This is a genomic window from Pseudarthrobacter sp. rb (genome assembly GCF_056389225.1).
In genome coordinates this window covers 1-12,187 of record NZ_JBWJAR010000023.1, presented here as the reverse complement: position 1 = coordinate 12,187, position 12,187 = coordinate 1, and the positions used below count along the sequence as shown (strand labels likewise).

Sequence of the window (12,187 nt, the reverse complement as noted above, 5' to 3'; positions counted from 1 at the left end):
TTCTTTATTTCGGCCCTAGTGAGCGGCTTCGTACTTCTCTACGACTTCCGCTTGAATACGACCACGAGTATTTATTTGGATGCCGTTCTCAACCGCCCACATCCGTACCGCTTTCGCGTCCGGGCCACCATGCGAAGACTTAGGACGGGATGCAGACCGGCTACGTCCACCGGATATTTTGCGTCCAGCGTTAGTAAAGCGCGCCAGAGCTTGACGCAGTTCGCCGGCGTGGCCCTCGTTGAGGTCAATCTCGTATTCACTACCATCAAGGGCGAAGGACAACGTTTCGGTCGCTTCCGAGCCATCAATATCATCTTCCAGCAACACAACTGTCTTTTTTGCCATAGATTAAGGCTAGCAGTCCGATGCCCTCCGGATTGTCCATAGTCGACGACCTGTGTCCTGGTTGAAGCATGCACCACACGAGCCTCAACAGGAACAAGATTCAGGCGTACCAGCCAACAACGTTAACCCCTCCAGCGCCTATGACCGCCTCTATCTTTTTGATTGGGCTTTAACCCGAAGATAAGGTTTTCAAATCACGGGAAAATTTGGCCGCTGACATGACCAGCGGACGTCCTGCCTCAACAAGCTAACAAGCTCGTGGACCCCACCATCGCTTATTCGATGAGGCACGAATGGCTGATGGACGGGGCCCGCGAGGCTGCTCGCCTAACAGAACTGCCCTGTGGGCTACACGGTCTGCCGAGTTCCCACGGAGCTCGAGATACGTGAAGCGTCGCCCGCTAGTAGACAAGCAAGGTGCGGGGCATCTGCTGGGACTAGCCGAGCAAATCCGCCAAATGTCTGAGGCTTTCGGGATAGGTGGCTGATGCAGAGGAAAATCGTGAACCATTACGACGTCTAAATTTTGACGTTCTTAAGTATTTCTACCGCTTCACTGTGAACACGAGAATTTGACGCAAGCACATCGAATTTTCCATGAGACTTATCCTGACCAAGTGGTGTATCAGTCCAAGTGGATACGCTGCCCCCCGCCTCGGAAAGAATCAATGCAGCGGCAGCTACGTCCCATAAACGCAAGTCCTTCTCAAAATGCCCTTCAGTGGACCCTTTCGCAATTGCTACGAGGTCAAGGGCGGCAGATCCGTTTCGACGAAGATCTTGGCATGCTTCGAACATCCGAGCGGCAGCCATAAATATCTGCCCTGACTTTTCTCTATCATAGGGAAGCCCAAAGCTAAGGAGAGAACTTCGAAGCGAATCTACCGTCGATACCCTAAGGCGTTCATCGGTCCGCTCTGGAGCGAGGGGGCTGCTCTTGAACGCTCCTAAGCCCTTTACGGAGGAGTAGGCAATGTCCTCGAATACGCTATAGACCACGCCCATGATCGTAGTCTCTCGGTCGATTAAGGCAACTGATACTGCGGCGTGCCTTACGCCGTGAACAACATTAGTCGTCCCGTCAATAGGGTCAACCACCCAGGAGAAGGGAGCATCAGTGGAACCAGAAGATTCCTCACCCAGAAAGGCAGCTTGGGGAAGAATGCTCGATAACCGGAGCTTTAAACTTTCCTCTATCTCGCCGTCCAATCGGGTTGCAAGGTCACCCTGAGATGACTTCTGCCGGTGTTGACCCCCGGAGCCCCTATCGACGTAATCCCTAACCTTGCTTGCCTCAACACTGACAATCTCAATAACACTTGCCCTCAGCTCCTGAAGTGCGGAAAGCCTCATCGCGACCGCCCCCATGGAAAGTAAAATTCGGTTTCATTAGTAGTCAACCAGGAATGTTCAGGCGCCTTCTTTCCCCTTGACGCTACCTCTGTTGTAACGATCGCTGCCGTTGTTACATTGGAGATTCCTGATTTCAGAAGCTGGGCGCGCGCAGAGACAAGAAAATCGCCACTCATAACCAAGTCATCGACCAGTAATACCGTGCCACCGGCGACAGCAGATGGTACCCGCGGAAGAAATACCCGCCACTTAGAAGTTTCTAAGCTCACATATGCCGCGGCATCCTCTTCGATCAGGGTACCGTCTTTTGGGTCGTCTTCTTTCCAGTGGCTTACGCCCACATAAACAGGTGCGCTTGACCCCAGAGCGTCACGTAAGAGGTTGGCAAACGTGGCACCGTTTAGTCCGGGGGTGACAAACGCGCTCGGCATAACGCCTTTTGCCGTCAGACTTTGAGCCAAGTCGCTTGCCGCCGTTTGTATCTCAGTCCAGTCCAGGCGCTTTCTTAGACCTTCTAAACGTTTGACTTGCTCTTGGGACCTAACCGCCTTTTTAGCGTAATAGATGGTGAGAATAACACCAATAACACCAACTAGCGTGCCAGCAACACCAATTACAAATCCCAAGACGTTCAGTGCATCCATGACGCGAGTCTATTCGGTTTCCGGACATTGGGCCGCAACGCAACGCAAGGGTCGGCAATCGGGCTAAACTTTCCGCCGAGCGTTGAAGGCGTAAGGGGATTTGACGGCAAAACGAGCGCTCATCAATCAGTTCGCCCCGCCCTAGGGAGAGGCTTTGAACCAAGACTCTGGTCGTCCAACGACTCTGGAACGCCGCGGCATCCATTTTTTAGCATGGAGACTGGAATCAGTTCTGTCAGGGTGAGACCTAGAACGTCTTGATGCCACCGTGGAGGAAGCCGCGTTTAGGCCCTAGTCTGACACGCTGACTCAGGCTACCTGACGTGGTGTTGGGGTGTGCCTCACCTCATGAAGTTCATCGCCCTGAAACTGCAGATAAGGAGTGATTAAACGTCACGGCTGTGTTCACGATTTCCGGCGGATAGTACTAACCTGCCATCCGTCCTCCCGGCTGTACGTTCGTTCACCTCTCCCATAAGAGAGCTTGAGCCGGATGAGGCTTTGATCTGAAGCCAGATCTTCGATTACTCCACGTGCAATGACAAAGCCGTTATCGAGCACCTCGATCTCATCACCGGGTCTGATCCCTTTCCAGTCGAAAATTTCGAGAGATATTGGTGTGATGAAGGCTCCCATAGTTCTTTCGGTGGTCGAGCAGGGACGTGTGAATCACGGATCTGATCTCCGAAAATGATGGCCGTCGAGGGGTGGTAAGTACTTGCGTTTTCCCGCCCAAAGCAAAGCCAAATCGCGAGCAACAGCTTTTTGAGCCTCCGTACGCTTCACGTGGCCATCGCTCTTAATATTCCTTCCATGCTCCGGGGCGCGGGGAACCTCCTTACCGTTACAGCTGGAAGACAGCGGGTCGTAGAAGACCACGTCCACGCTTTGCCGGCCTGTGACCAAACCAGGCGCTAGGGGCACCAAATCAAGGCAGGTGTTCGCTTCGACAAGCTGCGGGAGGACGCTTGGATACATCACGCCAAGGACAACCACAACACTTCCCGGCTGGAAATGCTGAGGCGATCCAGGGTTGGTGCGGGCGGAGTGCTTGTATTCGTCAGCGCGCTGGCGTCTTTTAGTAAGGGGTTCCAGTGTTTGCTCCCTCCTCAATCGCTGGATGCTCATCGCCGCTCTCACAAGCTGCAAGGGACTTCTCGCCTCGAGTTCCTCAATGACGACGGTTACCCATAAGGGTTACGTTCGTAAGGTTGGGGTGTACTTATTTGGGTGCGGTTGATCGAACATAGGTCCCCGGTTGGTTTTCGATGATGCGCCGACCTGATGCTCCATCGAGCATCAACCAGAGGACTGCGCCGTCAGGTGTGACGTCATCCACACGCCCTTGGTCAATCAACTTCCCACCGATGTGTATCTCCACATGGTGATCCTTGAGGGTGGACCAGTCATCGACTGGTCGCCACGGGGTAGGCAGGCTGGCGGGACTCTCGGTGGTGGGCGCATTCGTTGCGGACATGTCATTCCTCATGATGTCGGCGGCGTTGCGGGGTCATGCACGCGGAAGGGCTGCCTGCTTACGTCGGCCTGAGCATAGTCTCGTTCGTGGATGATTCCGTAAGGCACGGTTTCACTGAGGGAGACCGAGAACCGGGAAAAGTCGTGTCTGGTGACCAGAACTCCGTGGTTCCCTGTCGCGGCAGCTTGCATTTTGGCAGTTACGAGGGCCCGCGCGAGTTCAGTGTCCCGTTCCTCACGAGTAGTGACTACAAAGTGGGCTATGAGCATCTTTCTCCTCAAGTTTTCTGAGCGTGACCGCCCGCGCACACTCCGCCGAAGGTTTTAGCTCGACGATGTGGGACCGTGTGCACGGGCGGTTCTCCGTCCTGGTTTTGTTTCCAGGCATTTTGCCGGTGAGCTTGAGTTGGTCCTACCGGCCTAACCATCCGCCGTCGACGGGAAGCAGGATTCCGTTGATGTAGTCGGAAGCGGGAGAGGATAGGAAGACCGTTGCTCCGGCGAGATCCTCCGGCGTTCCCCATCGTCCTGCGGGGATTCGATCCAGTATTGCGGGTGCCCGGGCTGCGTCATGTCGCAAGGCGGCAGTGTTGTCGGTAGCTATGTATCCCGGCGCGATCGCGTTCACCTGTACGCCACGCCCGGCCCATTCATTGGCCAGTGCTTTCGTCAGACCGGCGATTCCGGACTTGGCCGCGGTGTATCCGGGTACGTTGATGCCGCCTTGGAAGCTCAGCAGTGACGCTGTGAAGACGATCTTTCCCCTACCTCTTTCCAGCATTCCGGCGCCGATTTCGCGGGCAATCGTGAACTGGGATGCAAGGTTGATTTGCAGGACTGCGGAAAAATCCGCGTCTGTATGCTCGGCTGCTGGACTGCGGCGGATGGTTCCGGCGTTGTTGATAAGGATGTCGATCCTGCGGTTTCTCATCGAGCTGCTGAATATCGCGACGGCTTCCGGATCGGCGAAGTCGACCTGGTGTGCTTCAAATTCCCGGCCAAGGGCGAGGATGGCCTTTTCGATGTCGCTGCCCCTGCTTTCCAGATTGGCGCTAACGGCGATGATATCGGCTCCCGCAGCCGCCAAGGCTGTGGCCATGGAAAATCCGATACCACGGCGGGCGCCCGTCACCAGGGCTGTTGTTCCGCTGATGTCGAAGAGATGGTTCACGGCGCGACCTGCGTTCTGCAGTCCACCAGGATTTTCATGGCGCCACCGGCTTCGAGAGCATCGAAGGCTTTGTATGCTTCAGCCAGGGGCACGGTGGCCGAGATGAGCGGACGTACCCGGATTTTGGCATCGGCAACGAGTTCGACGGCCCGGACGAAATCACTTCCGTTGTAAAGGCGTGCTCCGAGAAGTTGGAGTTCGCGCCAGAAGAACCGGTGCAAGTCCACAGGGCGGGGGTCTGAGTGAATTGCTACTTGGACGAGACGGCCTCTGACACCGAGGACGGAGACGGCAGTGTCCACGCCGGCTGCTGCACCGGATACTTCGAATGCAGCTGTCGCGCCGGCGCCCTTTGTCCAGGCGTTGACCGTGTCAACGGGGGATAAGGCTAGGGGATCAGCGGCCCGCAGTCCCAGTTCGGCGGCGAGCCTTCTTCGGTAGGCGTCCACTTCGAAGATCAGGACATCGGCTCCCGCCAGTGTGGCTACCTGAGCTATGAGGAGTCCAACCGGTCCGCCACCGACGACAACTGCGGTGTCGTGTCTGTCGAGCTCGGCCCGCCGGACATCGTGCACGGCGACGGCGACTGGTTCGACCAGTGCCGCAGAGGCAAGGTCCAGGCTCACCGGAAGTGCTACCAGAAGTTCGGCGGGAACGATCCAGCTGTTCTGCATGGATCCAGCGGCATCGATACCGATGAATTCCAAGCGATGACAGATGTGCGAGTGGCCGGCCAGACAGGCGGGGCACGTTCCGCACCAGCGCATTGGCATGACTGTTACCGGGTCCCCCAGGGCCCAGTTGGTAACCCCGGGTCCGAGCGCGGCGATGGTTCCGGACATTTCGTGGCCGATGACGGTGGGCGCTTGAACCCGGGAGTCCATGTGCCCGTGGTAGATGTGTAAGTCCGTGCCGCAGACACCGGTGTATGCCACGTCTATCCTGACCTCTCCCGGCCCGGGGTCGGGGACGGCCACACTTCGGGTTCTGATGGTGCGGGCTGAGTCATACACAGCGGCGAGCATGGCTTGAGGCTCCTGAGTGGGTGCGAATGTGAGGACTGGGTATCCAGGAAGGCGTTCTGCTGGTGAATGAGTGGGTGCCGACGCACCTTGCGTCGGCACCCACGGTGGACGGTGTTAGAAGCCCTTGCCGATGTAGTCCTTGGCGTTTTCGGCGTCGATCTTCAGCGACTTGAGGACGATCTTCTTTTCGACGGTCTTGCCTGTTGCGGCGTCGTAGGCAGCTTTGATGCCTTCAGGTGCGCAGAAGGGGTAGGTGAAGGTGGCAGCGAGTTTTCCATCGGCGACGGCCTGGATGGCTTCGTTCTGGCCGTCGATGCTGACGATGGTGACCTTGTCCGCGACGCCTGCCTGTTCGAGGGCGAGCCGGGCGCCGAGGGCCATTTCGTCGTTGTGGGCGTATACAGCGGTGACTTCGCCGGACTTGAAGCGCTGGATGTTGTTTTCGATGAACTTGGTGGCGTTGTTGCGCTGGTAGTCACCATCGGTGGAGGCAACGATCTTCAGACCGGGAAACTTGGAGATCGCGTCAACGAAGCCGCTGTTGCGGTCGATCGTGGCCGAGGCGCCGGCGGTGCCCTGGATTTCGATGATGTTGCCGTTGCCGCCGAGTTTTTCGCCCATGAATTTACCAGCTTCTTCGGCGATCAGTTTGTTGTCGGCGCCGATGTGTGATGTCACAGGGGTGTTGACTTCACGGTCGAGAGTGATGACGGGGATGCCGGCGTCCATGGCTTTCTTGGCCACGGGGGTCAGTGCGTCAGCGGTCAGCGGTGAAAGGACGATGGCCTTGGGATGCTGGGCGATGAGGGCTTCGACGTTGCTTGCCTGGGTTGATGCACTGTTCTGGCCGTCCGTGACCTTCACCTCAACGTTAGGGAGGTTTTCTTTGGCGTAGGCGACATTGTCGTCAACCATGGCAACCCGCCAGGGGTGGTTCATGGTGCCTTGGGAGAATCCGATGATCATGCCACCAGCGCTGCCCCCGGAGGCGGCTGCCCCCGTGTCGCGGTTGCATGCGGTCAGTGCCGTCGAGCTGAGCACGATGCCTGTCAGGGCGATGGTGGCTCTCCATTTGAGATTGCGTGCGGACATGGTTTTGCTCCTCATTGAGTGTGGTTGGGATCTTGCTGATGTGGGTTGGTGGGTGTTACTCGGGTTGCCGAAAGCTATGGATCACGGTGTCGCGGCCACCAGCCATGGCCGATTCGTGGGCCGCAAGGCAGGCTGCCGTGAGGTCGGAGGCGCGGTAGATGTCGAATTCGGGTGTCTTTTGACCGGTGACTGCATTGATGAATTCGTGGACGAGGTGAGGGTGGAATCCGCCGATCGTGTTGTACTCAAACACGTCCTCGGGATCACTCAGGCTGGTCACGCTGTGTGACCTGGTGTACTTGTGGATTTGCTCCGGGATGAGGTGCAGCTGGTCGGGCGGGTCGATGCGTTCTTCGGTTACTTCCCGGCCCATCGTGGTGTAGGTGGTCAGCTTCATGTCGGGATCGAAGACGCCGTCGTCTTTGTATTTCCACATCACGGGCAGATCAGTGTCGAGCTGCCCGGTTTCGAAGGTGATGTTGTCTCCGCCGACGGTGAAGGCTTCGGTGTAGCCCCGCGGGTTGTGAAACAGGGTCCTGGTGACCTCGGCGAGGGTGTCGTCTTCCATTTGAAACAGCGCGGTCTGCATGGGATACGGATTCCCATACGGCTCGTGAAGACGTTCCCGCATTTTTCCGGACCCGAAGCACACCACACGCTTGGCACGGGATTTCGTGGCGGCGTAGGCCGGTGCCAGCGCATGGGTGGCGTAGTACATCGGAGGCATGCCCTTCCAGTAGGCGGGCCAGCCGTCCATGTCCTGGTAGTGGGCGCCGCGCATGAACTGAATGTTGCCCATCTGGCCGGACTTCAGAAGCTGCTGTACGAAGAGGAAGTTCCTGGTGAAGATGACGGTCTCTGCGAGCATGTACACCTTCCCGGATTTCTCCTGGGCAGCGACAATCCTTGCCACGTCCTCCAGCGTCAAAGCCATCGGCACTGCGACCGCGCAGTGCTTCCCTGCGTCAAGGACCGCCACGGCCTGGTCGGCGTGCCCGGTGATGTTGGTGAGCAAGTGAACGGCGTCAATGTCGGGGTCGTTCAGGACCTCCTCAAGTGAGTAGGCGCGCTTGGTGATGCCCCAGCGGTCACCGACTTGGGTGACCAGGTCACGGTTGAAATCACAGATGGTCACCTCGCCAACGAGCGGGTGGAACTTGTAGCTGGGGACGAAAGATGCCCCGAAGTTCAGCCCGACAACTGCGATGTTCACAGTTTCCGTCACCGCACGGCTCCTACTTCGCTGCGCTGGACCAGTTCCGCGGACCCGGAGCGTGCCGATGCAAGGCAGGCATCGAGGACGCGCATGTTCCGCAGCGAATCCTCGGTGCTGTAAGCATCGTCGGGGTTGCCGTTGAGGAGGCTGCAGAACGCTTCAATCTGGGTGTCGTACTGGCTTTCGTCGGCGAAGAGTTCTTCCCGGATAGCGTGTCCGTCGTCTACTTTGAGCCGGAGCGGCCCGTCGGATTCCACGAACGGGGGTGTGGCGAAGGGCCTTTCGACCTCCACCCGGCCTGTGGTGCCCACGAGTTCGTAGAAGCTCCTGTAGGCCTGCCCCAGCCCTCCGCTGATCGTCGCCATCCGGCCGTCGGGAAATTCAAGGCTGACGGTGTGCAGGATGTCGGCGTCCGCGCCGGGAAGGTTGGCGGTAAGGGCGTGTGCCCTTGTGGGTTCGACCCCGAACATCCACCGGCACACGTTGATGCCGTAGCTGCCGACATCGTGCAGGGCACCGGCGCCCGGGTAGTCCTGGAAACGGACGTTGGTGGCCGGGTCGGGGAGCGGGACGGAGAATCCGACCCGGACAAGGCGCAGCTCACCGATTTCCCCTGATGCGGCGATCGCCAGTGACCTTTGGTGCTGGGGATTGTAGCGGTACATGAAGGCTTCCATGAGGTGGACGCCATTCTCCCTGCAGGCCCGGATCATGTCCGCCGCGTCGGCGGCGGTGACGCCCAGGGGCTTTTCACAGAGAACATGCTTACCGGCAGCAGCAGCTTTGAGCGTCCATTCCCTGTGCAAATGATTGGGCAATGGGATGTACACGGCGTCGACGTTCGGATCGTCGATGACTGCCTGGTATGCCTCCTCGCCGAAGTATTCAGCAACGGGGGAGCCGTTCTTCTGGGGCGGGTACTGCTCTCCGGTCGCCCGTGACGATCCGACGGCAGCAAGAGTGGCGACGCTCGACCGTTCGAAGGCGGGGCGCAAGGCCTTCCGGAAAACTGCGGCGTTGCCCAGGATGCCGAATCGAATCACTGTCTGTTCATGCATGCGGTAGCAAAACTTTCGTGAGTGTGATGGGTGATGTGGACCACTTTTAGCTATGGACATCAACTGTTCAATAGCTTTGACTAAATACCGTTATCCATCACCAAATACCTGAAGTGCGTGTGCAGCCCTGTAGCGGCCGGAGACACTAGGGCGAACGCCCAACCAACGCGGCCTTAGCGGGCAGCACAAAGAGCACCGCGGGTTAGCGCCTGACGCGGACCCTCCGATGCTTCTGAGTGTCTTTGTTTTAGAGGGTTTTCGCACCCTTGGGTACAGGGTGGGCGGGTTGCCGACTTACTTCCCGCAGCAGCTGGGGGGTGATGTCTTTCGCTTCGGGGAGCACGATGACGGCTCCTGCTTCTTTTAGTTCGCCGGGGCTCCCGTAGCCCCATCCTGCACCGACGCATGCGATGTTGTTGGCCAATGCGCCTTCCACGTCCTGGGCACGGTCGCCGATCATGACTGCCGTGGTGGGGGCAAGCGCGTCGAGGGCGTTGGCGATGATGTCCGCTTTGCCTGGCGTAAACCCTTGCTGTCCCGGGGCGAGGGCCTCCTCATCGGGTGCCCCCGCGATGGCGTCGAAGTAGACGTGAATGCCGTGTTTTCGGAGGATGGTGCGGGCGACGGCCTGGGGTTTTTGGGTGGCCACGCCGAGCGTGATTCCTTCGTCGACGAGGGTGTCGAGCAGGTCGATGATGTCCGGGTAGACCTTTCCCATGGCCATCCCTGTTTCGGCGTACCAGCGGCGGTAGGTGGCAACGATTTCAGGTATTTGTTCAGGAGGGGCCGGGGTGTGGGTGAGCAGGGCATCGGGGAGTTTCGGACCGACCATTGCCCGCAGGATTGCTTCATCGGGCGGGGCATGTCCGGCGGCCTGGAGTGCGTGGGCTATGCCGCCGGTGATTCCACCGGCCGGGTCGACAAGGGTCCCGTCCAGGTCGAACAGGATCGCCGGGCCGCGGCCGCGGTGCCGGACGTGGCGGGGCAGCATCCCGGGAGGCCAGGCACGGTTCACTTTGGGTCCTTTGCTTGAGCAGGGCGGATAAGCCGGTCATGGATGGCGGCAGCCACCTCTCAGTGCCAGAAAGGCGGCTGCCGCGGCGTGGAGTTAGTCCCTGGGGGTCAGCTCCGGGACCTCGGCGCTGGCGGCCAGGCTGGCGGGGATGGGGAAGGTGCCGGCGCGCTTGCCGGTCCGGATGTTGACGGACTTCACTTCGGTGAACTCTTCAAAGCCGGCCTCGCCCATTTCCCTGCCGACACCGCTGGCTTTGTAGCCGCCGAAGGGCATCTGCGGGATGCCGTCGATGGTGGTGTTGGCGTAAACGGTTCCGCTGCGCAGCGCCTTGGCGGTCTCCAGCAGGGTGTCGGTGTTCTTGCTCCACACGCTGTTGGCCAGGCCGTACTCGACACTGTTGGCAAGGCTGATCGCTTCTGCCTGTGTCTTGAACTTGGTCACGGTCAAGACCGGGCCGAAGATTTCGTCCTGGAAGGCCGGAGCCTGAGCGGTGACGTTGCCGATGATGGTCGGCGCGATGAACTGGCCGTTGCCGTATTCGCCGCCGGTCAGCCGTTCGCCGCCCGTAATAACTTCCCCTCCGTGGCGCGAAGCGCCCTCCACGAAGGAGGCGACGTGATCCAGGTGCCCGGAGTGGATGAGGGCCCCGACGTCTGAAGCGCGGTCCAGCGGCTGGCCGACCTTCAGCTGCGCGGTCCGCTTGGCGACTTCGGCGATGAATTCATCGGCGACGTCCTCCTGGATCAGCAGGCGGGGCTGGGAAACGCAGCATTCGCCATTATTGAAGTTCACGCCGAAGACCACGCCGGCGGCTGCGTCTTCGAGGTCTGCGTCGGCGAAGACGATGTTTGCTGCCTTACCGCCCAATTCGAGGGATAGCTTTTTCATGTTCCCTGCCGAAGCGGCGGCGACCTTGCGGCCTGTCGCCGTGGAGCCGGTGAAGGAGACCAGGTCAACGTCGCGGTGTTCGGAGATTGCACCGCCGGTTGATCCGTCGCCGACAACGACGTTCAGGACGCCTTCGGGGAGTCCGGCTTCGGCGGTGAGCCGGGCAATTTCCAGGGCAGTACTGCTGGTGAATTCGGAGGGCTTGACCACGGCCGTGCAGCCGGCGGCGAGGGCGAACGGCAGTTTTTGGCTCAGGATCAGGGCCGGGAAGTTCCACGGAATTATCAGGCCCGCGACGCCGATTGGTTCCCGCAGAACCAGGCCGGTGAAGTCGGGGCCGTTGCTGGTGAACGACTTGCCCTGGATGTTCAGGGCGAGGCTGGCGGCGTAGCGCCAGAGACCGGCGGCGCCGGCGATGTCGCCTTCCGCCAGCACGATCGGTTTGCCTGATTCTTCGGCGTCCAGGCGTGCCAGGCGGGCCGCGTCCCGCTCGATAAGGTCGGCGACCCGGTTCAGGAGTTTGTAACGTCCCATGCCTGACGCGTGCTGCCAGGTTCCACTATCGAAGGCGTTCCGCGCAGCGGAGACGGCCTGGTCGACGTCGTGCCCGGAGCCGCGCAGGACCCGGCTGACGACTTCGTCGGTCCCTGGGGCGCGCCGGTCGAGGGTCTCGTCTTGGGTTTCCTGAACGTCGTTGCCTCGGATGAAGTGGCCGATGAGCCGGGGCTGCTTGAGTGCGTTGGTCATCTGGTTCAGCCTTCCTTGCGAAGCCCTAGATGTACTAACCCGGTTGGTTGGTGACACGGCTGGCGGGTGAGGCGCCTTTGAGTGCAGTGTGTGGCCTGCGCTGATTGTAGTACTCGATGAAGTCGGGGTAGCAGGATTGCCGTTCGGCTTCTGAGCT

Annotated in this window: 11 protein-coding genes; all 11 read right to left on the bottom strand. The window is 59.5% G+C overall.

The genetic code is table 11. The annotated features are described in order from the left end of the window. Positions 1–15: 15 nt before the first annotated feature. Entirely contained in the window at positions 16–345 is a 330-nt protein-coding gene (locus tag ACWRN3_RS20580) for a histone-like nucleoid-structuring protein Lsr2 (protein WP_476741733.1), read from the bottom strand. A 519-nt stretch (positions 346–864) separates the two neighbouring features. Then, the gene (locus ACWRN3_RS20575; RefSeq protein ID WP_476741732.1) at positions 865–1,698 is read right to left on the bottom strand and encodes an inositol monophosphatase family protein; all 834 of its coding nucleotides are present in this window, start codon (positions 1,696–1,698) and stop codon (positions 865–867) included. Continuing rightward, complete coding sequence (locus ACWRN3_RS20570; RefSeq protein ID WP_476741731.1) at positions 1,695–2,342, bottom strand: hypothetical protein; 648 nt, start codon at positions 2,340–2,342, stop codon at positions 1,695–1,697. Before ACWRN3_RS20570 ends, ACWRN3_RS20575 begins: the two co-directional genes overlap by 4 nt. A gap of 1,888 nt (positions 2,343–4,230) precedes the next feature. Beyond that, positions 4,231–4,989 carry an SDR family oxidoreductase gene (locus ACWRN3_RS20565; protein WP_476741730.1) on the bottom strand — a complete coding sequence of 253 codons (759 nt, stop codon included), beginning with the start codon at positions 4,987–4,989 and terminating at the stop codon, positions 4,231–4,233. Further along, positions 4,986–6,014: a zinc-dependent alcohol dehydrogenase gene (locus tag ACWRN3_RS20560; protein ID WP_476741729.1), complete on the bottom strand. Its 1,029-nt coding sequence runs from the start codon at positions 6,012–6,014 to the stop codon at positions 4,986–4,988. The genes ACWRN3_RS20565 and ACWRN3_RS20560 overlap by 4 nt, the downstream gene beginning before the upstream one ends. A gap of 114 nt (positions 6,015–6,128) precedes the next feature. Continuing rightward, the gene (locus tag ACWRN3_RS20555) at positions 6,129–7,106 is read right to left on the bottom strand and encodes a substrate-binding domain-containing protein (protein WP_476741728.1); all 978 of its coding nucleotides are present in this window, start codon (positions 7,104–7,106) and stop codon (positions 6,129–6,131) included. Positions 7,107–7,161: 55 nt separating this feature from the next. Further along, entirely contained in the window at positions 7,162–8,331 is a 1,170-nt protein-coding gene (locus ACWRN3_RS20550; RefSeq protein WP_476741727.1) for a Gfo/Idh/MocA family protein, read from the bottom strand. Then, positions 8,328–9,380, bottom strand: coding sequence for a Gfo/Idh/MocA family protein (locus ACWRN3_RS20545; protein ID WP_476741726.1), 1,053 nt, complete (start codon positions 9,378–9,380; stop codon positions 8,328–8,330). Before ACWRN3_RS20545 ends, ACWRN3_RS20550 begins: the two co-directional genes overlap by 4 nt. A 247-nt stretch (positions 9,381–9,627) precedes the next feature. Next, positions 9,628–10,395: an HAD hydrolase-like protein gene (locus ACWRN3_RS20540; protein WP_476741725.1), complete on the bottom strand. Its 768-nt coding sequence runs from the start codon at positions 10,393–10,395 to the stop codon at positions 9,628–9,630. Positions 10,396–10,488: 93 nt separating this feature from the next. Next, positions 10,489–12,030, bottom strand: a complete 1,542-nt coding sequence (locus ACWRN3_RS20535) for an aldehyde dehydrogenase family protein (protein WP_476741724.1) — start codon at positions 12,028–12,030, stop codon at positions 10,489–10,491. A 34-nt stretch (positions 12,031–12,064) separates the two neighbouring features. Beyond that, on the bottom strand, positions 12,065–12,187 hold a 123-nt coding region (locus ACWRN3_RS20530), incomplete at its 5' end, for an integrase core domain-containing protein (RefSeq protein WP_275181331.1).

Coding starts and splice junctions, on each gene's coding strand:
- ACWRN3_RS20535 (WP_476741724.1), bottom strand. CDS start 12,030: ATGACCAACGCACTCAAGCAGCCCCGGCTCATCGGCCACTTCATCCGA.
- ACWRN3_RS20555 (WP_476741728.1), bottom strand. CDS start 7,106: ATGTCCGCACGCAATCTCAAATGGAGAGCCACCATCGCCCTGACAGGC.
- ACWRN3_RS20570 (WP_476741731.1), bottom strand. CDS start 2,342: ATGGATGCACTGAACGTCTTGGGATTTGTAATTGGTGTTGCTGGCACG.
- ACWRN3_RS20575 (WP_476741732.1), bottom strand. CDS start 1,698: ATGAGGCTTTCCGCACTTCAGGAGCTGAGGGCAAGTGTTATTGAGATT.
- ACWRN3_RS20560 (WP_476741729.1), bottom strand. CDS start 6,014: ATGCTCGCCGCTGTGTATGACTCAGCCCGCACCATCAGAACCCGAAGT.
- ACWRN3_RS20545 (WP_476741726.1), bottom strand. CDS start 9,380: ATGCATGAACAGACAGTGATTCGATTCGGCATCCTGGGCAACGCCGCA.
- ACWRN3_RS20580 (WP_476741733.1), bottom strand. CDS start 345: ATGGCAAAAAAGACAGTTGTGTTGCTGGAAGATGATATTGATGGCTCG.